A 25,111-nucleotide genomic window follows, 5' to 3' on the forward strand; every position below is an offset into this window, starting at 1 on the left:
CCTTTTAAACGGTCAGCGTTACCAGCAGCTCGGGGCGCAAAGCAATCGGCAGCGGGTTTGATTGCATGTGTAAACTCCAGCCTTTGTCGTGGACGAGTTTTTCGCGGCTGGCGTAATAAGGCAGCGCACGGGTATTGACGGTCGCATTCATGTCCGCCGGCGCAAATGCTTCGGTGTACAGCTTTCGGCCAACCGGTAACAGGATTGCCTTATTGGCCTCGATTTTTGCACCCTTCGGACCAAAGTCACCGGTGTACTGGATAAACTTGATGCCGTTGTGTTCAAAGTCAATCGGATTGGCTGAGCTTTCGCGGTAGGCTGCACCGTCACGGTAACGCTCGTACAGCGGCTTGATTTTTTCGTGGTATTTCAGCGCTGTCAAAAAGTCCAAACCACACAAGGCCACCCAGCCAGTCACCATCGCGCCTTTTTGTTTTTTGCGCAGATCGGCAATGGTTTTATCCATTACCTCACCCACTTCGGTGGTTTTGGTATCTAAGGCCCAGTCCACGGTTTGGCGAGTTAGGCCAAACTCTTTATACAGGTCGTACAGCACGGTGCCGTCGGCATCTAAAATCTTTCCTTGTAATGCACCCAACATCAGGTGTTCGCGGGTGTATTCGAGGTTGAGTTTGGCATCAGCAATTTTATCGTTGACCACATTTTCTACCGTTTCGGCCTTGTCGCTGCCAAACGCGCGCAGGTTAGTCACATCATCGGCGCGGACTACGTCGTCTTGCGGCAGATGCGGGACGCGGAATGTTTTAATTGTGCGATCTTTTGGCGGTACGGCCTGACCGGATTGGCCGCGCTCTTTGGTTTGTACCAAATTCAGACGGCCTTCTTGGTATTCCACGTTGATATAAGTGGTGGTCAAGTATTGGGCCTCAAAAATATTCAGATCGCGGATTTGCGTAGGTGTCGGAGGTATCCGATTGATGGCGGCGGTCAACGCCGAAACACCAAATTTACTTTCGCTAGATAAAGGCATAATGTTTCCTTTTTTTAAAATATGCAGGGTTAGGCCGTCTGAAACGGCCTGCACCATTTATGGTTAAGGCGTAGGCGTGCCTTGATAAACAATACCGTAAGGGTCGCCGTCTTTTTTCAGGCCCTCAAGATTGCCGCCCGTCGATGCCGCCGCATTAACTGCGGTAGTAGCAACCAGCGATAAATCGATAATGCAGTTGTGCGGCTGCACTATTACCTTGCCGTCCTGCTCATCGGTTAACGCCAGCAGCTTTTTACCTTCGCGCAACGGATAATCGACAAACGTGCCGATTTTAGTTTTTTCTGGAGCGGCTACCGCCTCGCGGGTTAACGGCGTGGCTTCCCACTTTAGGTAATCGCCCGTCACGCGCCCTAAAGTTTCGCCAGTGGTTTTCATTTTTTCGTTAGACATACGCGCCTCCGTTCAGCGAACTTTTACCCGTTGCCACCGACAGTTTTACGCCGACTTGCGGTTCGGTTTGATTGCCGCCCTCTTTATCGGCCAGTAACGCTTCCGGCACCGGCGGTTTACCCGCGCCAGACAAGGCCGCTTCGGCCGGCTTCAGATCGGCGATCACAGATTCTGCGTCTTTCAAATCGGCAGACAACAACAGCTTGTAGGTGGATTCACCCACTCCGCTAAATTTGCCATCTTCGCCGGCTTTAAAACCGGCTGCCGCCAACTTGGCATCAATCTGCGCTTTATGCGCCGAGAGTTTCAAATCGGCATTTTCTTGTTCCAGCTTGGCTTTATCCGCCTTCAGCTGGTCAAATTCCGCCTTCTCTTCAGGTGTCATGCTCAAATGCTCCTGTTGCTTGTGTTGATAATCAAATGCCTGCGGCTTGCCGTCATCCGACAAGGCTACGGCATGGGTATTGCCGTCGACTCCTACGGCAGTAAACGACACTTCACGAATGGTGCAATTACGCATAATCAGCATAGGGCCTTGTACTTCATGGCCGTTAACGCTCATCTTCGTGCCTGCACTCAATTCCTCAATGCTGCCGGCCTGTACATAAACCGACATTTCCCAAGGAAATCCTTGGTCGGATTCCTCTGCCACGGCGCGCCCGTATTCGTTTTTCAGCAAAGTGCCTTCGGCGAAGAGGCCGTCTGAAGTAACCGACAACTTACCCACGCCGGCGCGCTTGCTGCCCTCATGATCAATGAGAAAAGCTGTCCTGTCCTTGAGTTGGATGTCGGCGAAGTCGATAACCGTTTGCCAGTTGCCTAAGCCGAACGGGCGGCCGCTGTTGGCAATGCCGGAAAACTTGCGCGGCTCTTCGCCCGTTACGGCAGCAACGGCCACCGCATCGGCAGAAGAAAGGCGCAGATTTAAGGTTTGGGGGATGGATTTCGTTTTCATGCCGCCATGATAGGGGCGGCTTGTAGAAAAACGTCTTGGTAGCCGTTCATTACTATTGGCAGCAAAGGTATTTTTGTTTATTGCCGTTTTGAATTGCCTTGCAATGGCATAGATGCCGATTGCGTCGATTTTAATCGGGGTTTAATCGGGGGTGTAAATCAAAGGTAAGGGGTAAGGATACCCTTAAAGAAAAACGCGCCCAAAAGCGCGTTTTTTCGGATTTGCGGTTTATCTAACGCTTTGGGCGGTTGTAATGCCCAGCCGCGTGCAGTTTTTCCGCTTTTGCTTTTTCTTCCGGCGGCAGCTTGGCAATGTTGGCACGTACCCAACTGTCGTTTAGTTCCGTCGCTCTTTTTTCGTACTCATCCCAATTATTCAGGGCGTGAGCGACGGCTTGGTCTTTACTCTGCATCGTATCCATTTTATTTACCCAAACAGCTTAGCTGTACGATCATCGATTCATCATATCCCGCGTCTGTTATTTCTTCAAGCTCGATGTGGTGCCGGGTTTGGCCGTTATTATCAACCGTTTCGCGCCGGCTCTTCACTTTATAAACCGTAGTCCTTGGCATTAATACCTCTTTTTCTTGCTCGTATTGAGATATGGATTCAATGCGCACGCCGCTTTTGCCGTGGATTATTATCTCCACGTCGCGGTCTTGGCCGAAGTTACCTTGCTGTAAGGTGGTGCTGGTAAAATTGCTGTAACGCAGTATGCTACCCGGTTGATGGGCAGCCATAAATAAATCCGGGTTATTTAGGTCGGCTATGTTCACCATCCTGTGGGTGGTACCGACATAAGTTGGCGCCTTAGCCAAAAATCCATCTAATGCGGTAACCATGCGCAGCTCATAGCTGCTTAACTGTCTCAAATCGCCTTTATAGCGGATCAATGGCAGATTAACCGTAGTATATCCGCTCTCGCTTGTGTAGATGCATGCAGCCAATTTGTCGGCGAAATCCGCATCACCAAAGTCGGCGGCTTTGATTTGTGCAAGTTTTTCGTCTGCAATATCGACAAATCCTTTTTCCGCCCACAACATCATATCGTCGGTTTTCATTTTAAGCGTTTGGGCGGCAGACAGATGGCTGACGCTCACACCGTCATCACTGTACTTAAGCAGGTAATAGTTGCCGTCCCGATGCACCAGCTCCAATCCGCCATCGGTCCCCGGGGTAGCATAACCCAACGGCTCTCCGCGGCCCGCCTCCGAAAAAATCAAAGACTGTGCATTGGCAACACCTCCGTCGTTTTTGAGTGTTAGATTTGGCAAGCCATGAATGAAGTTGGGTCTGCCAATTTTTTGGCGTATGTAGTTGTTAGTCTCTGCGGCCAGCATAGCGGCGTAGTTTTTGCCATGCTTGCCTGTGGCTAATTGTTGCAATGCCCCCAATCTATCACCGTGGTTATGGGCAAAGCTGGGCGTGATGTCAGCCGGGATACGCACCGTCTGCCCCGTGCGCGGATTGGTAAATTCTATGGTTTCGATGTTCGGACTGTCTTCCAAGCGTCCTTGTTTATGCGCTTCTTTTTGAGCCTCCGTAAAACCGCCGGGGTCTTTGGCAATGTCTTCGCCACGTTCGCGCAGCGCTTGTGTCTTCGTGAGCTGCCGGACACTACATAGGCAACCGTAACCGTTCGGCGGAAAAATCGTGTTCCATAGCTCATGCTCGACCGGCAGAATCAAATTGTAATAGGGTTTATGCGCATCACGCTTGTGCGTAGCTGCGCTGGGAATATATTTGAGATACGGCAGGGCGGTTTTTCGGTTTTGAATCCGCGCCCATTGTCCAGCTGCATAGCTGGTTTGCAGATTGGTATGAAAAATAGTGCGTAGGCGGCGGGTGCTGCCGAGCTGTACCACTTTTAACGCATCATCCTCGGGGTCAAGCATGACCGATTCGCCCCACCAGCCCTTAGCCATTAAATACGGTTTTAAACGCTTTTTAAAATCGGCAAATGTAGTGCCGTTTTGCATGGCATCGGTTAAGGCCGTTTGGACGTCGGCCAGCATATCCGTATCCATCATTTTGGCAACGGTAAAAGCAACGGCATGCTCATATAGCCACACGTCGTAATGGCTAAAGCCGGGCAGCAGCTTTTTGCTTTTAAGATATCCCAAGGCGGCACGGTCAATGAGGCTGTTAAAATTGATTTTCATCATTTGCCATCCAAAAGGCCGTCTGAAAAACTGCGCACGCTCTCGCCGACCAGCTTGTCGATAATTGCCATATCGCCCTCGCTTAAATCCATCTTGCTTAAAGCTGACTCAAAATCGGCATAGCTCTCCGAGAGTTGCAATGCGTTTAATACCGCCTGAATTTTAGGCTGCATCAAGGCTTGGTCGGCTTTCAAAAGCGGCGGCTCTTGCCCGTTTTGAACGTTTGAAAGTTTCGCGGACATAGCTTGGCTTAGACCTTGGCTTTGTGTGGCCGGGTCAAGCAGCTCGAAATGCTCTTTTTCAAAGCCAAGTACCTGCACAAAATATTCTTCCGTAAATCTAACCATGCCGGTATCCGCATACATTTTGTCACGTTCTGCTCGCGTCTTATCTACCTTGATTTCTTCGTTAAATTCAAACCACAGGCCGCTTTTTTGTTTAATTTCCACGCCCCACACGGCATTAACCGCTACCATCGCATCAACAGCATGTTGGATAGCTAGGGATAGCAGGCTTAAATAGGCTTCGATTCGGTCTTGACGGGTATTCTCTTCCGTCTCTTGTGCGGCACGGCTTCCGTTGGCAAGGTCGGATATTTTGACTCGACCGAGCAGGGCCTTTTGGATACGTGCGTTTGCCATGCGCTCCAATTTTTCAAAGCCTTCGCCATTGGCTGAGTTGGTGAGCATCTCGACACTGTCTTCCGTATCAACCGTAATCGCTCCGCCAGAAACGAACGCAAACAATTTGCCGATAAAGCCTTGGGCATCACCCGAAACCTTGCCCACCATATAAGGCTGGGCGTAACGCTTAATAAATTGGTGCGCATATAAAAATCCGTTTTTACGCACCGACACAGCAGGATAAAGCCGTGCGACGGCCATTTCGCCGGCAGGGTTTTTAGCCGTAGCCCGATTAACCAGCAGCAGATGCATCACTTGAGTATCAATTACTTCTTCTCCGCTGTCTCCTCGATACACCAATTCGCCGCCACGTTTTGGCTTGTAACGGTCTAGCTCGTCGCGGCGGTCGGCGATATGGTCAAGCACAATCAACCCATCATCGTCTTGTCGGTAGATATACCGGCCCACCGCGTAGCCATTCAAGCGGGCAGTCAATACCAGTTCCACAAAGGCTGATAGGTTTTTGCGCACCACGCGATAAATGCGGTCAAGTTGAGCATCATCGGTGCCGTCGCCGTATAGCCGCCAACCACTTGCCATCATGGCGGTACGCAAATCTTCTTTACAACTTTCCACTTCGTCGTCAGAGTTAACGGCAGCGTAAACCTGTTCGCGGCTCAAACCCAAGCGGTCTAGCAATTCGTCGGTACTTTCCGCACTGCTCATAAAACTATCCAGCGCGTAGGCTGTATCTGTGACCAGCGCATCGATGTGTTTTTTGGTTTTACTTTTGGTTAATCCAAACATATTTAATGAGCCTTTAAGTTAATCGAATGTTGGATCGGGCATATACACTGGCACGGCCTTATCCGCTTTGCTGCCGCTCTGTACCAATCCCCAAAGCATATGTACCGCATCCGGACCATCGTCATGATCGGCCATCGGAAAATGTCTAAATTGGTCAATCAGCGTGCTTTGGCTGGCATGTAGACGGATTTGTCCGTTTTGCATATAAGGTTGCAGGCTCTCAATGCGTAACAGCTTATCTGCGCTCGGTTTAATGCCACGTGCCGGAATCGGTACACCGGCCTCTGCACCACGCTTAACCAGCTCTGTTTTTAAAAACTCCTGAAACTGTACCGTTTCAATGCCCCACAATACACAACGGTAACGGCGTTGCAGCTCGATAATGTCCGAAATAATTTTATCCGGCACGCGTTTTTTAATCAGTGCCTCCACCACATCGAGCACACCAGTGCGGCGGTTATAGCCTCCGATACACAGAGCCGATGGGTCGCGGCTATTGCCAGCTTTACCCAAGCTCGGGTCACAAGCACCATAAAAAATCCAATCGGAATCACGGTTAACCCAAAATATCAGGCTGTTGGCAAAAGGAGCGGCATCGCCGGCCACAGGGTCATTCTGATACTCGCTATCAAAAGTCGCATGTCCGTCACGGGCGCGGATTTTCATTAGGGCCAATACGCCGCGCGCCGCCCAACTGGTTTTAGCGCCGCGCTCCATCTCCGCCTTATTCATCTGATAAAACGCATCAGCAACCGCTTCACCGTCATTGCGGTAAAGCTCTTCCCAGCGATCCCACAAATCCATGCGGTCAGGCCATTGCAGCATGGCCTTAAACTTGGTGCCGCGCCAAAATGGGTTATTTAACGTGCGGTTTAGCACGCTGTCGTAGTGTAATATCGTACCGATATAAATCACATCGTATTTTTGTCCGACACCGCCAAGCGGTAATACGGTTTTAGTCAGCCAGCTGTTGAGTTTGTCTCGCTGCTCGGGATTACGTACCTGCTCATCGTTTTCGATATCGTCCAAAATGGTCAGGTCAGGTCGGTAAGGGCCGTGGCGCAAACCGCGCAGCTTTTTGCCACTGCCGGCAACCTGTACCTTGATGTCGTTTGCGGTGACAATCGTACCTGCCTGCCACACACGGCCTTGGCCACACGCATCAGCAAAATCGGTTTTTAAACGCGGGTTAAATTCCAGCTCGGCCTTAATGGCTTCCAGCATCGGGTAGGCTTGGTCGATACTGTCCATCACAATCACGATATAGTGCTTTTGGCCGGTGACAATGCACCATAGGCTAAATAGCTGTGTCACCTGTGTTGATTTACCTTCACCCCGCGGCGCGCCCACCGCCTCTGGGCATCCTTCAGGTTCCAGTAATACTTCGGGCAATCGTTTAAACAGGTAACGGTGCAAGTCCGATTTTTCGGTGGAGCGGATATAATGCGGGAAGTAAGTGTTAACGAAATATTCGTAACCGCTTACCGGATCAAATACTTTTTCCCGCCGTGTGGCTACTGCTGATGGTGACGGATCGAAACCGTCAACTTCTGCTTCAATTACTCGCCGTAAATTAGCTGCAAGTTCGGCAAGGGATTTTAAGAATTCTTTAGTTTTCATGATTTTTTAATAGACGAAGGAATTAACCAAACCTTTTTTCTACTTCCAACCCAAACGGCTCCAGCACTTCAACAAATGCTGCCAAATGTTTGGGGTATTTTTCCTGCACAAACATCATTAGGAACTCAATTAGTTCTAGCGCCGTAGCTAGCTTGGATGTTTCCGGCATCACACGCGCATTGGCTGCCACGGTTTTGGTAAATGCATCGGCTAGGCTGGCCAGCAATTTGGCGCGCTCGCTCGGCGCCAAATCCTCCGCATCCTTGTCTTGCAGCATCGTCATAGTGCTGTTGTATTGCACCAAAAAGCCTGCCAGCATCGCACGGCTTAAATCCTCAATACCTCCGCCTGCCAAGGTATATGCCGCCCGCATTTTGTCCCAATCGTCGCCTTTGGCCTTATCCGCCGTTTTCCATCCTCTGGCGGTGGCAAACGGCACTTCGCACATCAGCGCTGCCGTTTCCAGCGTTTGATTGCCGGATACATATAGCTGCCGCAGCTTTTCGCGGGTCTCCTTCGGATGCGCCATTTTTAACCGCCTCCGATACCCAGTTTTAGCTTAATCATTTCCCACGCGGCGGCCACGGTCATACCGCCTAGACCTCCATATAGTGCGGCGGTTTTTCGGCATTCTTTGCGGATCTCTTGTATTTCGACCTCCATACTTTCTTGGTTTTTCAGGAGCTTATCTTGCTTGGCCTCAATCCGTGCGAGAGAGGCAAGCAAAGGATCTTTGTTATCGATGCTCATGTTTTATCTGCCTTACGGTCCAGTTTGTCATTGAGTTTGTCTATTTTTTCTTCTAGGCGGTCCAGCGACGCAGCCAAATTGGTTTGATTGGCGCTCGCTTCGGCTTTGGTGGCGTAATCCAGCTTAACTTTATGTAACTCATCTTTAAGTTGTTCGTGGCGTTTATCGCTTTCTTTCAGGCGGCCCGAGATACCGTTTACCCAAAACCAAAATGCGCCGGCAGCCAACCCCCAAAGCGTTTTAAACCCAAATTCAAAGTCAATCGGTGTCGGTATCATTTCGGTACATCTCCAAAAATAACGCGACAGCTGTAATGGCTGCGGCGACAGGTAACAATCAGCACCGGCTGTGTATTAATAACCTCCAAATCAACATTAAACCGCTCTGATAGTGCTTGCTTAACGGCTTGGTATTGGTGTTTGAAACTCACTTGGCCAATCTCAAGGTTAAACGTTACGGAAAAGTCCGTACTCATTCGCACCGTATAATCCCAACTGGTTGCATCCAGTTTGCGGGATACTTGCTCGACAAAAGGCTGTTGCTCTCTTGCTTTCGCCAAACCGATTTCAAGACTGGCGTGCTTAACGGCGAGCGTACGGCTAATCAATTCTTGGTAATTCATTGCTCCTCCACTTGTCCGCCCGCCCATGCTCTCCATGCGGCATTTTGGTTTTCCAGCTCGGCCACATATCCGCCGAAATCGGTCGCGTGCTCCAGTAGCTTTTGTACCGTGCCGCTTTCCGGCGGAGCAGGGCGTACTGGCTGAATCATTAAAGCGGCGGGTGGTGTGGGCATAGTAGGCACCTCAACGGTTTTAATCGTTGCTGTATCCGAGGGATTGGCGGTATTGGCGCAGCCCGTGAGCGCCCAAGCCGTCAATACAAGCATTGCCGGCAGCGTGTTTATCTTGCTCAATCGCATGGTTAATACCCTTTCTGTATTGCTGCTTCAGGCGGTTTGTTTCTGCATTGGCAGCAGCCAGCTTAATACCCGTTTGGTATGTCTTTTCCGCCTGCGCCTGACGCAATTTGTTGACACGCTCCAATTCGGCGGCAAAGGCTTGCCCGGATGCCAGCAATGCTGCGGTTTTGTCTTTTTCAGCCCGCTCAATGACAATTTGTTGCGCGTTAAAAGCCACCTGAAAACCTTGCCGGTAAGCGATAAGCGCCACCGCAACCGCCAACCACAGCGGCCATGTGCGGCGCACCAACATCCATAACTTACTAATCATCATGATGCCGCTCCTCTTTGTTGATGGCCGCTACCTGCGGCACGGCGGCGATGCCGCGCTTAATCAGTGCATAGCCTCCAACCATGCCACCGTATGCCCACCAAAGCCACTCGGGTGCGTCGGGCTGGATGGTAAATTTGTAGGTCATCACGCAGGCAGCAACGTTTGCCCATAACTTGGTGTGGCTGATTTGGCCGGTAGCCGGATTGACGATCAAGCCGGATAGCCGGCGGATCATTTGCGCGCTCCTTGTCCGATAATATCGCCACCGGCTTGTACATTGCCGTTGCCACATATGATTTGAGCCTTCGCGTTTTTAGCCTCGTCTTCAGCCTGAGCGTCTACCCAAGCCTTAAACTCCGCCCATGTTTTAAACTTGGTCGATTTAGCATTAAAAACCGCCATCGTTTGTGTAAACACACACACGATAAAAATCATCCCGCTTAAAAAAGTCCACCATGTCGAGCCTTGGCTCACATACACGCACAATGCCAACATTGACAACGTCATCAGGTCGCGCAATACGCTGGTCATTAGGCTTTCAGTGCGGTCGTAAACAACCAAGTTTTTTTTGGCGATTTCGATTTTCATTTTTTTATCCCTTTATTTTTGGCTTTACGCGCTGCACGCTTGGCGGCGGCCACGCCCGAAAAACGGTGCGGCTGCTTATTTCGGCCTTTACCGCTATGGCGCAAATAAACCGGTGCTTTAAATACAGGGCTATTCGACTTATTACCTAAAATCCAAGCTAACGTAGCCAATGCATATTTTTTAATCTTGCCAAACATCATTTCAGCTCCTTGGCAATCGCGTCTGCGATTGCTCGGCAAATCACCCATTTTTTAGCTTTAAACAAAGCCAAATCCGCATCATTGCTAATAAAAAACGGCTCAAACAAAATGCCGCCAGCTTGCGCATAGGCCAAGCGACTATGCTGCCCGGCATCGTCCGGCTTATAGCCACCATCGCCGCGTAAACGCCAACCGGTTACATCAGCCACCGCACGACTGAGTATTTGGCACCAGCGTTTGTTTTTTGGTGTCGCCAACGCCTCAATGCCAGTGGCGGTTTTATTGGCCGCGGCATTCGTGTGGAATTCCACCGCCAGCGCCGATCCGCGAATCAAGGTCAAAGCTTTGCCTAAAGGCAGATTGCCTTTACCTTCTCCATCTGTTCGCACCGTATACCCGTAATCATTACGCAGGATAGATGCCACGATGTTGCGCATGTCTTGCGCCAAATCCGCCTCGCGGTCGCACCCGTTAACTGCTCCGGGGTCGCGGTTACTGTGGCCGGCAGTCAAACAAATAATCTTGCTCATACAAGCCCTTTAAACATGGTTTAAAAACAAATCGTTTAGGGCTTCATCATAAAAAAAAGGCCGTCTGAAAACGGATGCACCTGCTTCACTTCAAAACAAAAGCCCCCGAAAAAATCGGGGGCTGGATATTTTATGAAAACCTTAAATCAACGCCATTTGAGGGCTTGGCTCGATATCGGCCTGTTTGGCTATGTACCATATTTGACGGTCTGTTAAACCGTATTCCATAGCGGTTTTACGCACCGCTTCCGGCATAGAGTAGATACCTCCGCCCATTGTTAATTCATCAAGGCGTGCGCGTATTTTACGATTGCGCAATTCACGCAGGGCGTCTTGGCATTTCGGCACCCACAAAAACCGCTGCCGCCCGAAAATACGCCCGATTTTAAGGGCGTTTTCTTCGCCTATTTCTTCCGCCAATCGGGCGTGTAGTATTTTCCCGTTGCGGGTTTTATTCATTCCAACAGGCAGGCTCGTGCCGCCCCAACGCTTAATCAGGCGGTAGGCGGCATCCGCACCCACCACCTGAATCAGGTCGATCGCTCCGTCAGGCAGCAGATGGCATACGTCGTCAAAATCCCGCGCAGTCATTTCCCAAGCCATTTTATTTTCCCCCTTCTTTTTTCCGGTTAGCCGCAATCTGCAAAGCAGCCACCAGCTTGTGCATATTGCCGTCGCTCAACCATTCCACGCGGTCAACCTTAAACATCCGCTTCGCCATCGCGTGGGCATAATTCCAGTGCAGGCCGCCGTCTGCCAATAGAGCTTCGATTTTCCGCATCATGGCATCTGCCGAGCTGCGGCGGTGCGGGCGCGTGCCGTGGCTCGGCTTTAAAGGCCGAAACCCCATGCGTTGCATTTCATTCAAAACTCGATCTAGTTCTTGCTCAGTCATATCCGAACAAGAATTTTTACCCGCCACACGCACCAACATGGCGCGGTAGGCATCATCGGCCATATCAAGCTGCTTTTGGGCTATCTTGATTTTGGCCATCATGGCTTTACGCGACATCGCTAATCAATCCAAATACTATATGTTGTGTTATTTTATCAAATTAAATGAAAAATACTACTACATATTGTATTTTATTAGTTTTTAAGGCGTAAAAAATCCCCGCCTGTTATGGCGGGGGACTCACATAGCCTATCATATACAGGCTACCTAAGGTAATTTACTACTGTACCTGTATTACCATCTCCTTTATCTCGCACCGTGCAATTAAAGCTACTTTTCAACATCGCACCATAGCTATTATGTGCATCCACACTACCGGTTACGGTGTAAGTATCGTCGCTGCTGCGAGTTCGATCCCAACCGCCAAATTCTGCTGTTGCTGGGGCTTTTAAAAGTTGTTTTACTGCGCTCTCACAAGCGGCTTGAGCAGTCCATTCATCCAGCTGTAGAGTTTTATTATCAGATTTACCAAACACTATCATCCCAAAAAGTAAAACTAAAAAACCGCCTCCGATTATTTGTATCCAGCTCATTTGGGGCGGTTGCTGTTTAGGTTCAACTATATTCTTAGCGTCAACCGCTTGGCTTTCGTCCATGAATTTTTGATTAGCTTCAATAGCCACCTTTTCTAAAAGCTCGGGCTGTTCCATAAATAGATTTTTGTTATATGCCTTACGTGCTTCTTCGTCCATCAGGTTTTCTTTACACATCTGAAGCTCAGATAAACTTATTTGGCCGCTTTCTGCTTTCTTTTTCATAGCCTTGTGAATTTCTTCGCAATTTGCAGTAATATTCACCCCTAAAATCTCATAATAATTCTTCATATAGTCCCCGATTTAACATTATTCTGAGCGCAAATTCTAAAACAAACGGCATTAAAATAAAATAAACGGATATAAAAAGACGATATAAAAAAATCCCCGCTGTTTAAAGCGGGGATTGGGTTTGTTTAATCAGCCTGTCTGAAATCTTTAACAAGTTCGCTGTCCACAAAATAGGCTACATTGTATTCGGGGTGCTGTGCGGTCGGCTGTCCATCACCAAAATCTACTAAAATATAACCGCCTTTCGATCCTGTAATCACCCCGTGCCTACCGAGGTATTCAACCTGTGTGCCGGGTTGTAAAAACGGCATTTTGTAGGCGTTGCGGATGTAGTCCATTCCTGACGGCCTCTATTCCTGCCAACCACCAAGCAAATCAACCAATTCGGTTAACATATCATTTAACGTGGCTGTCATAATGGTTTGTTCAGCAACGGCTCTACTATGAGAATCCTCTGCGTATTCTTCCACTTTTTCTGTCAGCATATCTAACCATTGTATACGTTTCAATGTGCAATTCTGCGTCAGAATAAATGCGATACGGTCATCCCATACCAAACCAAGCTCGGTAACCCTCATGCCGTTACGCACATGCTGCACAACGTCATCATCGGTTAAATCTTTACGACTAACTTTAATCTTTGGTGCAACATCACCCGCGCCAATTAGCGTTACATCATAGTCCAACTCAAACCGGCCTTGCGCACTGCCTTGTAGTAGCCATTCTGTCATCAGAGATAATGGCGATTGCTTGGTCGTCGGCATTTGTGCCGACAGGCCGCCCAATGCCTCGCGCATCTTAGTCAGCATGTTTTCAGCCTTACGGCTGTTTGCCGTATCTACCCATAACCAGCCATTGGTTAGCAAACCGTAGGTGCGGCAGCTTTTTGTTAAGGCTTTAGGCAGCAGGTCATCGATAATGCTTTGCCGTATTTCTGCCTTTTCTTTGCGCCCCACATTGCGCGCCTCGGCAGTTTGGATTTTATCGACTTTTTCATCCAACTTGTGCTTAATAACCGCGCCCGGTAAAACCTTTTCTTCGCGCTTAAGAGATACCAGTAGGCTGCCGTTGGTTTCAAACATGCTATTGGCTTCAAACACGGCACAGTCGGTAAACGGACTCGGATGAGTAAAGCCCTCGCTAAACCAGTCCAAACCTTGCGTCTTTGTAAACCAATGATTGCCGAGAGATTCATCTAGTTGACGTGTTTCGGGTAGCTGCGACAGACGGAAAGGGGTTAATTGTTTAAACCACATTTTCGTCTCCTTTTTGTTGAGCTTCACTGATATAAGCAAGGAAATCTAATGCGATGCGCTGCGGCTTATTATAGTCTTCAATTTTTTCGGGGTATGGTTTCTCCGATTCAATTTCAAAACTTACTTTACCGTCCTCTAACTCTTCGATGGTAATAATTACCTTAGACATTTTTTTCTCCATTTTCAAAAAAGGCGGGCAATGCCCGCCGTTGTTAATGAACATCAGATTTAGGCTTATCACGCATGTCGTAGATAAAATTCGCCGTGGTTACCGTTAATTTTTGCGCTGGCGTAGCGTCTTTTAAATCTGTTGGCATTAACGTATCGCCCATAACCTTGATTTCGATACCCTTAGCGGTGTCTTCAATTGAAATTTGCATTTTTGCCATCACGCTAACTCCTGATTATGTTGTTGTGCCTTCTGAATCTCGCTGAGCTCAACCACATCCTTTGGCTTATAACCGCTATTGGCTGGGATAATGTCACCACTTTGATACCAAAAAACCATGCCGTCCGGTCCGGCTTCAATTTCAATAATGATTTCAGCCATTAGCTCAACTCCTGATTATGAGGTTCAATGATAAAAAACTCCTTGCCTTGTACAATCTTCAGCCCGGGCACAGGGTTTGCTGCAAAAAACGTTTCTTCATTTAGTACCGCATCTTTGTTTACCTCTTTTTTGACACGGATAAAGCGCGCCAGTGATGGGTCTGCCTCTAGCAGTGCAAGCACGGCGTCAGCTCCGCTTACACTGCATTTGGGCGGGTTATTACGCCATTTGATAACGCCCGTGGTTAAGTCGGCAAATTTAACCTTGCCGCCGTCAGTTAGTGCGTCTCTGTTAGCTTCGGCCCATGCGTGTACGCCCAACTCAATGGCTTTAATTTCTTCCATCAACGGTGCGACTTCTTCGTCTGCTTTTTTTTGCAGCTCGGCCACCTGATCGTTGTGATCGGCTTGGATGCGATCAATATTGCGCTGCAAATCACCCATGCGCTTGATTTGTAGGGCTGCGTCATCGCGGCTTTGTACAGTTACTACCAATGCTTCTTTCTTGATTCGTTTTGATTTAGCCATTTTGATTGTCCTTTTCATTCAATATGTTATTGATTTTTTCAATAGCCTGTTTCCTAAACAACTTCTTTTTTGACAAGGCTTCCATTTTCTTAGCCTCTTCACTCAATAAGAACGCAGCCATTTCGGCATCACCCATATGCTTGAATTGCGGCAACATTGGATATAAGACGTCAAATGTTCCGTCTTCGTTTGCGCAAATTGTTATGCGATGCTCATCCATTTACTTTTTTCTCCAGCTTCTCAGACAGCTTTTCGGCATCGCTTTCGCCATACCCCATGTCTTCGGCAAAACTTAAAAATTGGCTCCAGTTTTCGCTGATAAAATCAGCTAATAAGCGGTATTCATGTGATTCAATCATTGGTTTATCCTTTCTTTATTTCGGCACGTTTACACAGCTTTTTTTACCCATGTCGTTCCGTTTAGCTTGATTTTTAGCTTATCCACCAATTCTTTGACTGCTTTCTTTTGCTCCTCCGTCGGTTGTTGCTGGTATTCCAGCTTCAGCCGCTCGGGCGGTGGTGGCAGCTTATCCAAAAAATCTTTCGGGGCAGGCCAGCGGTCGGTTTCATTGGCCAGCACCATAAAGGCCGTCTGAAACCGCTTAACATCACGCGTCTCGTCCCACTCACGTCCATGTGCCAAAACACGGCTCCACGTTTGCGCTGTGGCTGCTACCGTATCGGCGGCGGGCGAACCGGCAAGGCGCAGGGTCAGCAGCATGGTTAGGCCGTCGATCATCGTGTTGTGAAGCTGGGTAGGTAGCTCTCTCATTTTTTAAGTCCTTGCAGCGATGCCGCTGCGGTTAAGGTTTGGCTGTGCTTAGCTTTTGCCGCTGGCTCCCTAGAAACGGCAGGCACTGTTGCTTCAGACGGACTCCAGCCGCTGATTACCTCGTACAAGTAACCGTGCGATTTGAGCGGTAGTTTCAAACGGCCTGCATCTCGCGCTTCGACGACCGTCTGAAAACCATAAACCCACGCTTCAGGCGGGGCGGGGTAAACTACCCCGTCACGGCTGATTTCCCTTGCTTTGATGTCCTGAAGCAACTCTCCAAGCAGCTTTGCCGTGCGGGCAAAAGTCAGTTGGCTTTTTGCCGGCCGAAACAATCCCACATAGCGTATAGCCGCTTTACCGATGGCAGCGTCAAACTCCAACACCGCTTTAACCAAGTCCGCCGCACCATCGTTACCAATCAAACTATCTAGACTGTGGACCGCACCGCAGTTCGGGCATTTGAGGTTCACTTTAACTGTCCTTTCGCGTGGTAACATAAGTCTCACCGCTTTCGTCATCGGCAATTTTTTTCATGCTTATGCCATCGCGGAATTTCAGCTTTAGTTGCCCATCCACAAGTTCCACATATTCAATGGAGTCCTTAAAGTCAGACCTATTACTAATGGTCATATCTTTAGAGTGGTCATCAATAATGGTGTCCATCAACTCATTAAATTGCGGATGATCCCTATTAATAATCCCCATCTCACGCTCCAATCATTTCTTGTTCACGGCAGCTCATCGCGTAGTGTAGTTGCACATTCTTACCGTCGCTAATACCATCCCTTGCCGCCATATCGCCCGCTTCTTTTAATGCTGATGGGATGTGTTTTTCACGCGTCTTCACCTGTACTACTTGCAACTTATTTTTCTCATAATCTTCAAGCAATGCTTTTTCTTCGTTGTTCATTGCAAATTCGGTGACATTACTCTTGGCCGCGCTAATCCAACCTAGGCAGTACCTGTTAGCCAGATACACGCGATTCGATGGTTTTCGGGCTTTACATTCCTCTTTCAGCCAGCGGCGGCGCGCTGCTGTAAGTTGACGGTAAACAACATCAAAAGCGTAAGATGCCAAATCAGAGCGACTGCCTAATCCGTAAAAATGTACATTCACCCCCCATCTGACCGTTCCGCAGCCAAACACACCGGCGATCATGTTCATCAAACTCCACTGCCAGTCTTGAGTGCGTTCGGGCACGGTTTTTTCAGCGACAGACATACTAATTTCCGTAAATGCCACATCTCGCTCGCCTAACTCATACTTCCTCATAAGCGCTTGCGCCTGTTTAAGTGCCTGAGCCGCCTCGTGTTCGTTTGAACTTTTGCTTAATGCAAGACATTTTTTTATCTTGTCCAAGGCTTTTTCTTTATCCATTTTCCTCTCCCTACTAAGCTGCTAATTTGCCGCAGACGCGTTGCCGCACAATCTGCTCCAGTTGTTTTTCGCGCGGGCTGACTTTTTCAACAGGTTTAAATACAGTCAAATGTTTGGCGTATATCTCACCCGCTTTAGATAGCTCGTCCAAAGCCATCTGTACTTCTTCTTTGGGTGCCCGAGTAACATCCGCCAAGTATTCGATGCTGCTTGGTGATTGACTAATCAGCGCTTTAATACGCTTTTTTAATTCCTTGCTATTCATCTTTAATATTCCTTTTATATCAATATGTTATATTTTTCTTAGGGCAAAATTTTTTTAGCCTAGCAGCGTAATGGCCAGTTTTGCCCCTAGATATGTACCTGCCGCTGCGGCTATAAAAAACAATGCAAAAAGCATAACCATCACCTTAATCCACATCATTTTTTCCTTTCATTGGGCCCTTGACAACAACTTCGCCTTTGGTATTTTTCGCGACTAAAATCTCCATTCCTTCATCTTCATTGCCCGGGCATTTAGTGGCATATAAACGGTTTTCAAATTCAAACAGGCCGTTCCGGATGGTTCTCTTTTCCCAATTTAATTTCTTATTCATTTTTTAATATTCCTTTTATATCAATATGTTATATTTTTCTTAGGGCAAAATTTTTTTAGCCTAGCAGCGTAATGGCCAGTTTTGCCCCAAAATATGTGCCTGCTGCTGCGGCTATAAAAAACAACGCAAACAGCATAAAAATTACCCTAAACCACATCATTTTTTTCTTGCTCCCTTTATCACTTTTCCCGGGAATTTAGCTTCGATTTCTGCTAAAACTTTATTTAAGGCAGCTTCACGCTTTGCCGCTGTCTTTTTATCCACACTAAAAAATGATTGTTGTCGGCGGCGGTGCGGTTGGCCACATGTCCGCCTTCGGCTTTTGTATAACATTAACCTTTCCAACCTTTCTCACCTGTCGCGGCGTCTATTTTGTCTAAAAACTTCAATATGGCTTTTACTGATTCAACCGTGCCGCTCAATTCGGTATTTCTGATAGCAGGACTGTATGGCTGACCGTTTTCTATTTCGGTATTGTCCATAACCGCCATGACTGCCTTCGTGCCGTTTTCGTAAAACGAGCAAAGAGCGCCCGGGATATTCACGCCGTCCATATCAACACGACCGTCGCCGTGGATTCCGATAAAAATACCCATTATTTCACCTCCGCATCACCGCGCAGCAGCTCACTATCGCTCATCTTTCCATAGTGTTTTTGCCATATGGCTTCCATCTCGATATCCATTTGATTTTTACGCTCCTCCAATAATGCAGCAGTGCTTTTTGGATAGCTTTTCACTGGTATAGGATCGATGGTGCAACTGTTGATAGTCATAGCGACTGTTACCGCTATCACCGGCATAGCGAGCAAGTGGCGCATTTTCAAGTTTTCCATTTCCATTTTTCCTTTATTTTCAATATCTTATAAAAAACATTAGGCAAAAAATATATAGCCATATCAATGGCTTGCCTATTTTTCAGGCCGATTGCAACAGCTTTGACACACTCGCCAATGCTGCATTTTTGCAGGGTTATGCGTTGGCGCTGGGCCGTGGGCATAATCACGGCATTGTTGAGATGTGATTATTTGCTCTAAAAACGGGCAGGTTATATTGGTGTAAACCAACATCACTTTGGCAGCGATTTTGTCTGTTTTGCCTTTGTATTTGCCGTTTATAACCAAATTAATCGCCGTCATGCTGTAACCCAGCTTATCGGCAACGCGGCGCTGGCTGCTGTTTTCAATCTCGCGCTTTAATATTAAAAACCACTCTTCATTCATATAGTTATTCATATTCTGGCATCTCTCGTAACATGATTTTGTTTAAATTAGGGTCATATACCTCGCGTATATTAAGCAGCTGTGGTGCTTGGCTACCGGTGTTATGCAACAACACATAATCCTCACGGCTTCGCTTGCCCAAATACCCGGCCGCCAGCAGCGAGGTAACGTATTTTTTGATCCACGCTCGTTTTATCTCGTGCGTCATCCGCACGTGAGCTGTCAGTGAATCAATCGTAAAGGTGTGCATAATCTTGATAGTCCGCCAAATGATCTCGGTATTCTTGGGCGTGGACTCTGTGCCGTCCGGACGTAGGCGCGGGGCATCTACTCCTGCATCTTTGGTTAGGCGGTATAGCTTGCAGCGGTCGTCTGCCGTTTTAACCGCTACATAACCGGCAGCAATCAATGCTTGCAGATACATATATACCGTGCGATTTTTAACATCGGCTTGTTCGCTTAATGCCGCCAACGTCACCCAACTTTCTCGGTTTGCCCGCAATACCGCCCACACCAGTTGGCGGTTATTGCGAGGCAAGGTTAACTCTTTAACCGGCTTCATACTTTCGTCCCCCGTTTGGGCGCTTCGCCTTTGTATAGCTCGGCTTTGGCAATATCACCCAAGCCCAGCTCTGCCAAACCTTTTTCGGCTGCAAAGGCGGCAAGGTTGACTAAGTTAACGGTTACGCGGCGCACCGATCCGTGCGCAATATCCACTAAATGAGCCAACAATTCGCTTGATAGCTGCACTTTGGGTGCATATACCGCAGCCAGCTCTTCCGCATCGTCCACGCTAACCGGTTGCGCCGGCACCCAAGCCAACACACGGCCATGAAAACGCTCGTATTTTTTCAGCTTGTTGGGCAACAACTCTTCGCCGACCAGCATCACAGGCGCTTGGCTACCCTCATAGATGTCGCGCACAAGCTCAACCATGCCCACCTTGGTCACAAGGTAGTCGGCTTCGTCGATAATCAGCGGTCGTTGGCTTGCGGCCAATTGTTCGCAGATCACATCTAAGCAGCCCGCCGTGGTTCGTGCCGGCGGCAATCCCATCTCAAAGCAGACTTTTTCCAGCAGCGTTTTTTTGCTCCACGCGCTTCGCATCTGCACATAATAAGCGCGGGTTTGATTAGCTACCGCCACCGTTGCGGTCGTCTTGCCGTAACCGCTGGGGCCGTACAAGACACCCAAACCGGGCAGACCGTCTTGTCGGTTAACCAAGCGTTGCATAGCAATAGCAACCAAAGACAAATTATTAATGTTTGCAATTTTCATGATTTAAAACCCCGTTTAAAACTGGTTACAATATATTTTTTAACACTTAAAGGATGACAAATGGCAAATCATCAGGATTTACTCAACCGCATTCAAAACCAAATTAAAGCTGAAGAACAAAACCGCTTTGAAATTTTGGTATTGGATATACTCGCTTGGCTGTTATGTGAAGGAGTACATAACCAACAGTTTAAAATCTCCGACATTTACCTATACTTCAATGAATTAGAAGACAGCAACCCCGACAATCAAGGCGATTTAGATTACCTCACCGCCTGGATTTCTGGCCATTTCCGCCAGTCTTAACTTCTCTGCCAGCCGTTTCTCCTTGCTTGCTAGCCGTTTTTCTACGGCCAGCCGCACGGTTTCCGCATCCAAATACAATGGTTTTAATCCACTTGACTTAATTTGTTTACGTTTTTGGCAAGCCGGCAATCTGCGCTTAACCGCCCCTTTCCGGCGGGGGATTTTATAAACCTGTGTCTTCATTTTTAAACCTCTTCCTATCCATAAGCCCGTGCCATTTGTTCCATCAACTCGACACGGCCACTACTTTGATACCAAGCAAGCCATCTAGCTTGCGCCTCAGTTAATTCGGCAGCTTCACAGCTTGCCAAGCGTTTATATTCGGCATATTGTGCTTTGGGGTTGTGGGCATCCGGGGCTTCCCAGTTTGGCTGTATCGGCTCCGGCTGCACTACCTTAAACACCGCCTCTACCGCTTCCGGGTCTTCACGCCGCGCCAGCACTTTCGCGCCTTGCTCTTTTAAGCGGCTCATATCCAGAGTGATGCCACCTATATTTACGCTGGCTTCATGCTCGATAACCACTTGTTTGCGCTCGGCTAACACGTTTTGGCGCTTGATTTCAACCCGCTTCAAGGCTGCATCGTTGCGTTTATCCAATGCCTGCTCAATCACACTTTCAGGCATGTAGCTTTGGCTGTTGCCATGCCATTCCGCCTTACAAATTAAGCGGCCCTCATCGTCATAAACCCAAACCCACTGCGCGTCTTGCACGTCGTAACCAACCCGTACCCGCTCTCCGTTAAACTCTTCCAAAATATTGGAAAAATAAACGTTATTAAAGAGTTGTACCTCGCCGCGCCATACCGTACACATTTTTTGCGGTCTGAACAGCCAGCCTTCGTCTTCCGGCAATACCTTCGGCGGTTCGCCAAACTCTTTTACCTTCAATGCCCACATTTCGTTTGGCGTCATGTGGCGTTTTTTGCCGTCAGCGTCAGTAAACCTCAGCAGGCTTCGGTGCGGGCGGTTGTTGTAGGCTTCGATTTCCGCTTCGATAAACGCTTTAAATTCATCCCATGTCGGGATTGGCGAGTTGATAATCTTGCCTTGCAGCTTGATTTCCCTCCGCGTCCAATGAAACAGCGATTTTCGCGCCTCCGTATCCATGTCCTTACCCACATAAGTCGTCAGCTTTCGCGCTGCGCGGGTAAAAATGTTATGGCTGCGCTCTGATACACCTTTGGCTTGCGAGTTATAAGCCAACGAGTGTTTCATCGTCATACCTAACCTGCCCATAATCCCCGTTGCCTCATCGGTCATCATCAAGTTTTCAAAGCCTTTACCCCAGTCCACATACCACACCGCGCCGATGGCCGTGCGGCTTGCATGGCATAAGGCTTCCAGCACAGTAAACCGGCTTTCCGCCAGGCCCACGCTCCATCCCATACAGCGGCGTGTTGCCACATCGATCACCGTTGTGATTTCCGGCCGAAACGGGTGTCCGCTCATCGGGTTAAGCACCTCGGCGTCAAACGTATGTCCGTCTGCGGTGTAGATGGCAGCGGGCGGCAAATGCAAAAACTCGCGCCGCTTGTGCGGCAAGTCGTTTTTCAGCTCACGCCCACCCTTGCGACCGTCTTGCAAGGCCACATTGCCGACCTTGCTCATGGCCCGGCGCACTGTGTGTATGCTCGGCACCTTAACTAGCGGCATTTCAACCGCCAGCGCATCCAAAAACGCTTCATAAGCCATTTGGACGCTTGGTTTGGTCGGCTGTCGGTAAAACTTCAAAAACAGCGGCAGCCAGTCGGGCATATTCATGTCGGTAGTTGCTACCTTCGGCACCAGCGTGTTGCTTTCCCGTTGGGCAAACCAGCGTTTAATGGTGCGGCTGCTCGGCAACTTCAAACTACCCGCCCCGCGCTCATCTAATGCCAGCTCAAACATCTTGGCCACATGCTCAAACTGCGGCAGTCTTGCCTGTGTCAGCAGCGTAGTAATCGCTGCATCCTTGCCGACATTCGATTCAGCCATCAGCCGCTCAACCGCATTTAACACACCGAGCCTTGCTCCCTCGCGGGTGCGCTGCGCTTCGGTAGTTTGTGTGTACCGGACATCCGTTGATACCGCTGTATTCGTCGCCGGCAACACCGGTAACGGCGGCGGTGCCGTTTCTGCCAGCACCTTAGCTATCTCACGCTCTTGTATCAGCGCCATTATTTCCGGCGGTGGTGTGTACTCCCGGCGTTTGCCATTTTTTCCACCTTGACATGCAACCTCAGTAAAACGCCAATTCTGCTTTTTTGCTCGCTGCATCATTCCTGCAACCGAACTTGGTAGCGATGGTATTTTCATTGCCACCAATTCCGCAGCACTATATTGCTCTTTCATGTTTGCTCCCTATAAAGGTGAGCCCACCGCGGGCGGATTCTACGACCATCAGCCGTCCAACGCTCAGGCCATAGCTCGTGTAGATTCAAATTTAATGCTTCGGCTATTGCCTTTTCCCCTGCAAGACTTGGTCTTCTCAAGGCTGCTCTAACCGAATGCTCTCCAATTTGTGCATTTCGCGCGACATCAGCTAATGTCATTCCTTTCATGCCAATTTTGGCTTTAATCAATTCTGGATGCATACCTAACTCCTTTAAACCTTTAAACCGCTTAATCGGCCGCCCGATTTGTTTCAGACGGCCTGTTAAACAGTCTTCTCATAAAAAACCGTTTATCTGCATTTTTCGGCATTTTGTTCCAAATTGTTAAAGAGCTTTTATGTAACTGGTGTACAATCTGTTAGATTGTTTATTTGTTACTTTTAAACATTATAGCTTTAAAAAAATTACTTTCAAGCTTTTTGCTTAAATAAGCGGCAATTTTTAATGATTTTTGTCTTAATATATTGATAAATATATATATTTATTTGTCGCTTTTTTGGATTTAACTTTAAAGATTTTGTTTAAAGCTTTTCATAAAAGCTTTAAAGCTACAAGGAACGACATATGATTCATATGAGCGCTGCGGACTTGTTGAAAGTTGTAAATGCTGCTAGCCAAAAAGGTATTGAAATTGATTTACCAAGAACGGCAGCTGGGATTGCATACCGTGCAAGATCTGAAAGTTGGCCCTATACCTTAGTTGATACGCAAGGCGGCAAAGATGGAAAAAAAAGACTCTATACACTTCCACGCCATGTCATTGAGAAGTTTTCAGAAAAAGGGGTACTGTACCTCCTTGATAGCAATGAGCCACAAGTATTGAAAGAAACAAGTCCCGAATATTCACAAAACAGCTTTGATTTATCAAAAACTTATATTAGTTGGTTATCCAAACAAGATAGCAGTGACATTGTGCCGGTACGCTACTACAAAGAAGTATTTGCTAGTGCCGGCAATGGCGCGATACCTTGGGATACCGAACCTGAAGCTATGTGGTTCAGAGATTCTTTCTTTAAATATCTAGGTGTTAGTCCTGCTGATTGCTTCTGTACGCGCATTGATGGCGACAGTATGTTCCCAACTTTAATAGATCAAGGTACGGCTTTATGGCATGCAACAAAGCAATATAGCCGCGAAGGGATATATTTGTTCCGCCAACATTCCGAGCTTCGTGTGAAACGTTTACAGCGTGTTAATGCTTATATTTTCAATATCATCAGTGATAACTCAAACAAGAGTATTTATCCAACTGTTGAGCTTGATTTATCAAAGATAGATTCATATGACTTTGAGATATTAGGCCGCTACCTATGGAGCTGCGGTATTGCTAAATAAGCGGATTTAATAGTTTTCCGCTTAATCCATGACAAAAAACGCGCAAAAATGATTGATATATGCTCATTTTTGCGCGTTTTTTTGCATTTTAAATTTTCACATGATTTTTGCGTTATTTTTTGTTTTATATGATTTTTTTGCCGTTTATAGTGTGGTTAATGCCATGACAAAACTAACACCTCCCCACACGGTATCGAGCAGGTGCAGCGATTGGTCTATGCGGCTAAAGACATCCGTAATGACCCTGCCGCAGTACTCGGTTTGGTGGGTGATGCTTTGCAAATCGGCAGCGGTACATTAGATAAATTGTCTGCATTGCCTACTGTGACGGCGGTATTGGGCGATTTGCAAGGCGCGGCGGTATTTTCTGCCCAAGCCGGCCAAGCTGCCTACCAGCTCGGCAGTGCCGTCGCCAGTCTGCGCGAGGGGGCGCAAAGCGACTCACCTCTCGGTTGGTTAGATGCTGCCGTGAATGCGGTTGACAGTGCATCGGCCTCTTTACAGGACGGTGCAGCCGCTGTCGAAACCTTAACCGGCTGGCTGGCCGTAAGGAGGGATAAATGAGTGCCGTATTGCGCTATACCACACTAGACGGCGACCGTTGGGACTTAATTGCCCATAAGCACTATGGGGATGCCCTGATGGTTGACGGGTTGATTGCGGCCAACCCGCATCTACCGTTGGCCGAAGAGTTTAAAAGCGGTTTGACCGTGTTTGTGCCGATTTTGGAAACGAAACCGAAAAACAACCAAGAGGATATGCCGCCGTGGCTGCGTTAAGTGCTTTGTTGCAATTAAATGGTTTGGTCGGTGCGGCCAATACCCACCCCGTTACCAAGCCGGATTTTGTACTCCAATACGAGCA

General features: G+C 48.2%; 45 protein-coding genes. 4 read left to right on the top strand and 41 right to left on the bottom strand.

Going from position 1 to position 25,111, the window contains the following annotated elements; genetic code table 11:
* Nucleotides 1-4: 4 nt before the first annotated feature.
* The 39 genes from ACEPPX_RS10090 to ACEPPX_RS10280 form a co-directional block, all read right to left on the bottom strand.
* A complete protein-coding gene (locus tag ACEPPX_RS10090) occupies nucleotides 5-991 on the bottom strand; it encodes a major capsid protein (protein WP_416623914.1) in 987 nt (328 codons plus the stop codon).
* 63 nt (nucleotides 992-1,054) lie between these two features.
* Complete coding sequence (locus ACEPPX_RS10095) at nucleotides 1,055-1,402, bottom strand: oxaloacetate decarboxylase alpha chain (protein WP_416623915.1); 348 nt, start codon at nucleotides 1,400-1,402, stop codon at nucleotides 1,055-1,057.
* On the bottom strand, nucleotides 1,395-2,357 hold the full coding sequence (locus tag ACEPPX_RS10100) for a hypothetical protein (protein WP_416623916.1): 963 nt from the start codon (nucleotides 2,355-2,357) through the stop codon (nucleotides 1,395-1,397). Before ACEPPX_RS10100 ends, ACEPPX_RS10095 begins: the two co-directional genes overlap by 8 nt.
* A gap of 232 nt (nucleotides 2,358-2,589) precedes the next feature.
* Nucleotides 2,590-2,778, bottom strand: a complete 189-nt coding sequence (locus tag ACEPPX_RS10105) for a hypothetical protein (RefSeq protein WP_416623917.1) — start codon at nucleotides 2,776-2,778, stop codon at nucleotides 2,590-2,592.
* A gap of 1 nt (nucleotide 2,779) precedes the next feature.
* On the bottom strand, nucleotides 2,780-4,522 hold the full coding sequence (locus ACEPPX_RS10110) for a phage minor head protein (RefSeq protein WP_416623918.1): 1,743 nt from the start codon (nucleotides 4,520-4,522) through the stop codon (nucleotides 2,780-2,782).
* Nucleotides 4,519-5,949, bottom strand: a complete 1,431-nt coding sequence (locus tag ACEPPX_RS10115) for a phage portal protein family protein (protein ID WP_416623919.1) — start codon at nucleotides 5,947-5,949, stop codon at nucleotides 4,519-4,521. The genes ACEPPX_RS10110 and ACEPPX_RS10115 overlap by 4 nt, the downstream gene beginning before the upstream one ends.
* A gap of 18 nt (nucleotides 5,950-5,967) precedes the next feature.
* Nucleotides 5,968-7,569: a phage terminase large subunit gene (gene terL / locus ACEPPX_RS10120; RefSeq protein WP_416623920.1), complete on the bottom strand. Its 1,602-nt coding sequence runs from the start codon at nucleotides 7,567-7,569 to the stop codon at nucleotides 5,968-5,970.
* Between the two features lie 22 nt (nucleotides 7,570-7,591).
* Nucleotides 7,592-8,098: a DUF1804 family protein gene (locus tag ACEPPX_RS10125; protein ID WP_416623921.1), complete on the bottom strand. Its 507-nt coding sequence runs from the start codon at nucleotides 8,096-8,098 to the stop codon at nucleotides 7,592-7,594.
* Between the two features lie 2 nt (nucleotides 8,099-8,100).
* Nucleotides 8,101-8,319: a hypothetical protein gene (locus ACEPPX_RS10130; RefSeq protein WP_416623922.1), complete on the bottom strand. Its 219-nt coding sequence runs from the start codon at nucleotides 8,317-8,319 to the stop codon at nucleotides 8,101-8,103.
* Nucleotides 8,316-8,582 carry a hypothetical protein gene (locus tag ACEPPX_RS10135; RefSeq protein ID WP_416623959.1) on the bottom strand — a complete coding sequence of 89 codons (267 nt, stop codon included), beginning with the start codon at nucleotides 8,580-8,582 and terminating at the stop codon, nucleotides 8,316-8,318. Before ACEPPX_RS10135 ends, ACEPPX_RS10130 begins: the two co-directional genes overlap by 4 nt.
* 11 nt (nucleotides 8,583-8,593) lie before the next feature.
* The gene (locus ACEPPX_RS10140) at nucleotides 8,594-8,941 is read right to left on the bottom strand and encodes a hypothetical protein (RefSeq protein ID WP_416623923.1); all 348 of its coding nucleotides are present in this window, start codon (nucleotides 8,939-8,941) and stop codon (nucleotides 8,594-8,596) included.
* Nucleotides 8,938-9,240 carry a hypothetical protein gene (locus ACEPPX_RS10145; RefSeq protein WP_416623924.1) on the bottom strand — a complete coding sequence of 101 codons (303 nt, stop codon included), beginning with the start codon at nucleotides 9,238-9,240 and terminating at the stop codon, nucleotides 8,938-8,940. The genes ACEPPX_RS10140 and ACEPPX_RS10145 overlap by 4 nt, the downstream gene beginning before the upstream one ends.
* Nucleotides 9,134-9,553 (bottom strand): hypothetical protein, encoded by a 420-nt coding sequence (locus tag ACEPPX_RS10150; protein ID WP_416623925.1) that lies wholly within the window; start codon nucleotides 9,551-9,553, stop codon nucleotides 9,134-9,136. The genes ACEPPX_RS10145 and ACEPPX_RS10150 overlap by 107 nt, the downstream gene beginning before the upstream one ends.
* The gene (locus tag ACEPPX_RS10155; protein WP_416623926.1) at nucleotides 9,543-9,788 is read right to left on the bottom strand and encodes a hypothetical protein; all 246 of its coding nucleotides are present in this window, start codon (nucleotides 9,786-9,788) and stop codon (nucleotides 9,543-9,545) included. Before ACEPPX_RS10155 ends, ACEPPX_RS10150 begins: the two co-directional genes overlap by 11 nt.
* Nucleotides 9,785-10,141: a hypothetical protein gene (locus ACEPPX_RS10160; RefSeq protein WP_416623927.1), complete on the bottom strand. Its 357-nt coding sequence runs from the start codon at nucleotides 10,139-10,141 to the stop codon at nucleotides 9,785-9,787. Before ACEPPX_RS10160 ends, ACEPPX_RS10155 begins: the two co-directional genes overlap by 4 nt.
* Complete coding sequence (locus ACEPPX_RS10165; protein ID WP_416623928.1) at nucleotides 10,138-10,341, bottom strand: hypothetical protein; 204 nt, start codon at nucleotides 10,339-10,341, stop codon at nucleotides 10,138-10,140. Before ACEPPX_RS10165 ends, ACEPPX_RS10160 begins: the two co-directional genes overlap by 4 nt.
* Nucleotides 10,338-10,871, bottom strand: a complete 534-nt coding sequence (locus ACEPPX_RS10170; RefSeq protein WP_416623929.1) for an N-acetylmuramoyl-L-alanine amidase — start codon at nucleotides 10,869-10,871, stop codon at nucleotides 10,338-10,340. The genes ACEPPX_RS10165 and ACEPPX_RS10170 overlap by 4 nt, the downstream gene beginning before the upstream one ends.
* Before the next feature lie 141 nt (nucleotides 10,872-11,012).
* Nucleotides 11,013-11,474 (bottom strand): Mor transcription activator family protein, encoded by a 462-nt coding sequence (locus tag ACEPPX_RS10175; protein ID WP_416623930.1) that lies wholly within the window; start codon nucleotides 11,472-11,474, stop codon nucleotides 11,013-11,015.
* A 1-nt stretch (nucleotide 11,475) separates the two neighbouring features.
* Entirely contained in the window at nucleotides 11,476-11,883 is a 408-nt protein-coding gene (locus tag ACEPPX_RS10180) for a gp16 family protein (RefSeq protein WP_416623931.1), read from the bottom strand.
* Nucleotides 11,884-12,029: 146 nt separating this feature from the next.
* Entirely contained in the window at nucleotides 12,030-12,650 is a 621-nt protein-coding gene (locus tag ACEPPX_RS10185; protein WP_416623932.1) for a hypothetical protein, read from the bottom strand.
* 125 nt (nucleotides 12,651-12,775) lie between these two features.
* On the bottom strand, nucleotides 12,776-12,988 hold the full coding sequence (locus ACEPPX_RS10190; RefSeq protein ID WP_416623933.1) for a hypothetical protein: 213 nt from the start codon (nucleotides 12,986-12,988) through the stop codon (nucleotides 12,776-12,778).
* Nucleotides 12,989-13,000: 12 nt separating this feature from the next.
* The gene (locus tag ACEPPX_RS10195; RefSeq protein WP_416623934.1) at nucleotides 13,001-13,906 is read right to left on the bottom strand and encodes a recombination-associated protein RdgC; all 906 of its coding nucleotides are present in this window, start codon (nucleotides 13,904-13,906) and stop codon (nucleotides 13,001-13,003) included.
* The gene (locus tag ACEPPX_RS10200; RefSeq protein WP_416623935.1) at nucleotides 13,896-14,075 is read right to left on the bottom strand and encodes a hypothetical protein; all 180 of its coding nucleotides are present in this window, start codon (nucleotides 14,073-14,075) and stop codon (nucleotides 13,896-13,898) included. The genes ACEPPX_RS10195 and ACEPPX_RS10200 overlap by 11 nt, the downstream gene beginning before the upstream one ends.
* Nucleotides 14,076-14,118: 43 nt before the next feature.
* Entirely contained in the window at nucleotides 14,119-14,295 is a 177-nt protein-coding gene (locus ACEPPX_RS10205) for a hypothetical protein (protein ID WP_416623936.1), read from the bottom strand.
* Nucleotides 14,295-14,456: a hypothetical protein gene (locus tag ACEPPX_RS10210; protein ID WP_416623937.1), complete on the bottom strand. Its 162-nt coding sequence runs from the start codon at nucleotides 14,454-14,456 to the stop codon at nucleotides 14,295-14,297. The genes ACEPPX_RS10205 and ACEPPX_RS10210 overlap by 1 nt, the downstream gene beginning before the upstream one ends.
* The gene (locus ACEPPX_RS10215) at nucleotides 14,456-14,983 is read right to left on the bottom strand and encodes a host-nuclease inhibitor Gam family protein (protein WP_416623938.1); all 528 of its coding nucleotides are present in this window, start codon (nucleotides 14,981-14,983) and stop codon (nucleotides 14,456-14,458) included. Before ACEPPX_RS10215 ends, ACEPPX_RS10210 begins: the two co-directional genes overlap by 1 nt.
* A complete protein-coding gene (locus ACEPPX_RS10220) occupies nucleotides 14,976-15,203 on the bottom strand; it encodes a hypothetical protein (RefSeq protein WP_416623939.1) in 228 nt (75 codons plus the stop codon). Before ACEPPX_RS10220 ends, ACEPPX_RS10215 begins: the two co-directional genes overlap by 8 nt.
* Entirely contained in the window at nucleotides 15,196-15,342 is a 147-nt protein-coding gene (locus ACEPPX_RS10225; protein WP_416623940.1) for a hypothetical protein, read from the bottom strand. The genes ACEPPX_RS10220 and ACEPPX_RS10225 overlap by 8 nt, the downstream gene beginning before the upstream one ends.
* 29 nt (nucleotides 15,343-15,371) lie before the next feature.
* Nucleotides 15,372-15,755, bottom strand: a complete 384-nt coding sequence (locus ACEPPX_RS10230) for a hypothetical protein (protein ID WP_416623941.1) — start codon at nucleotides 15,753-15,755, stop codon at nucleotides 15,372-15,374.
* On the bottom strand, nucleotides 15,752-16,228 hold the full coding sequence (locus tag ACEPPX_RS10235; protein WP_416623942.1) for a hypothetical protein: 477 nt from the start codon (nucleotides 16,226-16,228) through the stop codon (nucleotides 15,752-15,754). The genes ACEPPX_RS10230 and ACEPPX_RS10235 overlap by 4 nt, the downstream gene beginning before the upstream one ends.
* A 1-nt stretch (nucleotide 16,229) precedes the next feature.
* On the bottom strand, nucleotides 16,230-16,463 hold the full coding sequence (locus ACEPPX_RS10240) for a hypothetical protein (RefSeq protein WP_416623943.1): 234 nt from the start codon (nucleotides 16,461-16,463) through the stop codon (nucleotides 16,230-16,232).
* A gap of 1 nt (nucleotide 16,464) precedes the next feature.
* Entirely contained in the window at nucleotides 16,465-17,136 is a 672-nt protein-coding gene (locus ACEPPX_RS10245) for a DUF2786 domain-containing protein (RefSeq protein WP_416623944.1), read from the bottom strand.
* Nucleotides 17,137-17,149: 13 nt separating this feature from the next.
* Nucleotides 17,150-17,401: a hypothetical protein gene (locus ACEPPX_RS10250; RefSeq protein ID WP_416623945.1), complete on the bottom strand. Its 252-nt coding sequence runs from the start codon at nucleotides 17,399-17,401 to the stop codon at nucleotides 17,150-17,152.
* A 145-nt stretch (nucleotides 17,402-17,546) separates the two neighbouring features.
* The gene (locus ACEPPX_RS10255; protein WP_416623946.1) at nucleotides 17,547-17,732 is read right to left on the bottom strand and encodes a hypothetical protein; all 186 of its coding nucleotides are present in this window, start codon (nucleotides 17,730-17,732) and stop codon (nucleotides 17,547-17,549) included.
* A gap of 332 nt (nucleotides 17,733-18,064) precedes the next feature.
* Nucleotides 18,065-18,328, bottom strand: a complete 264-nt coding sequence (locus ACEPPX_RS10260) for a hypothetical protein (protein ID WP_416623947.1) — start codon at nucleotides 18,326-18,328, stop codon at nucleotides 18,065-18,067.
* Complete coding sequence (locus tag ACEPPX_RS10265; protein WP_416623948.1) at nucleotides 18,328-18,567, bottom strand: hypothetical protein; 240 nt, start codon at nucleotides 18,565-18,567, stop codon at nucleotides 18,328-18,330. The genes ACEPPX_RS10260 and ACEPPX_RS10265 overlap by 1 nt, the downstream gene beginning before the upstream one ends.
* A 75-nt stretch (nucleotides 18,568-18,642) precedes the next feature.
* Nucleotides 18,643-18,966: a helix-turn-helix domain-containing protein gene (locus ACEPPX_RS10270; RefSeq protein ID WP_416623949.1), complete on the bottom strand. Its 324-nt coding sequence runs from the start codon at nucleotides 18,964-18,966 to the stop codon at nucleotides 18,643-18,645.
* Nucleotides 18,959-19,516, bottom strand: coding sequence for a hypothetical protein (locus tag ACEPPX_RS10275; RefSeq protein WP_416623950.1), 558 nt, complete (start codon nucleotides 19,514-19,516; stop codon nucleotides 18,959-18,961). The genes ACEPPX_RS10270 and ACEPPX_RS10275 overlap by 8 nt, the downstream gene beginning before the upstream one ends.
* Complete coding sequence (locus ACEPPX_RS10280; RefSeq protein ID WP_416623951.1) at nucleotides 19,513-20,232, bottom strand: AAA family ATPase; 720 nt, start codon at nucleotides 20,230-20,232, stop codon at nucleotides 19,513-19,515. The genes ACEPPX_RS10275 and ACEPPX_RS10280 overlap by 4 nt, the downstream gene beginning before the upstream one ends.
* 60 nt (nucleotides 20,233-20,292) lie before the next feature.
* Here ACEPPX_RS10280 and ACEPPX_RS10285 point away from each other — a divergent pair, with 60 nt between their 5' ends.
* Nucleotides 20,293-20,538 carry a hypothetical protein gene (locus ACEPPX_RS10285; protein ID WP_416623952.1) on the top strand — a complete coding sequence of 82 codons (246 nt, stop codon included), beginning with the start codon at nucleotides 20,293-20,295 and terminating at the stop codon, nucleotides 20,536-20,538.
* Between the two features lie 197 nt (nucleotides 20,539-20,735).
* On the opposite strand, the gene ACEPPX_RS10290 is transcribed toward ACEPPX_RS10285, so the two are convergent.
* Nucleotides 20,736-22,871, bottom strand: a complete 2,136-nt coding sequence (locus tag ACEPPX_RS10290; RefSeq protein WP_416623953.1) for a Mu transposase C-terminal domain-containing protein — start codon at nucleotides 22,869-22,871, stop codon at nucleotides 20,736-20,738.
* Nucleotides 22,868-23,113 (bottom strand): helix-turn-helix domain-containing protein, encoded by a 246-nt coding sequence (locus ACEPPX_RS10295; RefSeq protein WP_416623954.1) that lies wholly within the window; start codon nucleotides 23,111-23,113, stop codon nucleotides 22,868-22,870. The genes ACEPPX_RS10290 and ACEPPX_RS10295 overlap by 4 nt, the downstream gene beginning before the upstream one ends.
* 363 nt (nucleotides 23,114-23,476) lie before the next feature.
* On the opposite strand from ACEPPX_RS10295, the gene ACEPPX_RS10300 reads away from it, so the two are divergent.
* From ACEPPX_RS10300 to ACEPPX_RS10310, 3 genes are all read left to right on the top strand, one after another.
* A complete protein-coding gene (locus ACEPPX_RS10300; protein WP_416623955.1) occupies nucleotides 23,477-24,247 on the top strand; it encodes a S24 family peptidase in 771 nt (256 codons plus the stop codon).
* Nucleotides 24,248-24,448: 201 nt separating this feature from the next.
* Nucleotides 24,449-24,811, top strand: a complete 363-nt coding sequence (locus tag ACEPPX_RS10305) for a hypothetical protein (protein ID WP_416623956.1) — start codon at nucleotides 24,449-24,451, stop codon at nucleotides 24,809-24,811.
* Complete coding sequence (locus ACEPPX_RS10310) at nucleotides 24,808-25,026, top strand: tail protein X (RefSeq protein WP_416623957.1); 219 nt, start codon at nucleotides 24,808-24,810, stop codon at nucleotides 25,024-25,026. The genes ACEPPX_RS10305 and ACEPPX_RS10310 overlap by 4 nt, the downstream gene beginning before the upstream one ends.
* Nucleotides 25,027-25,111: the final 85 nt, after the last annotated feature.

It is taken from the genome of Neisseria sp. S1 (assembly GCF_048060015.1).
In the GTDB taxonomy this organism is placed as follows: Bacteria; Pseudomonadota; Gammaproteobacteria; order Burkholderiales; family Neisseriaceae; genus Neisseria; species Neisseria arctica.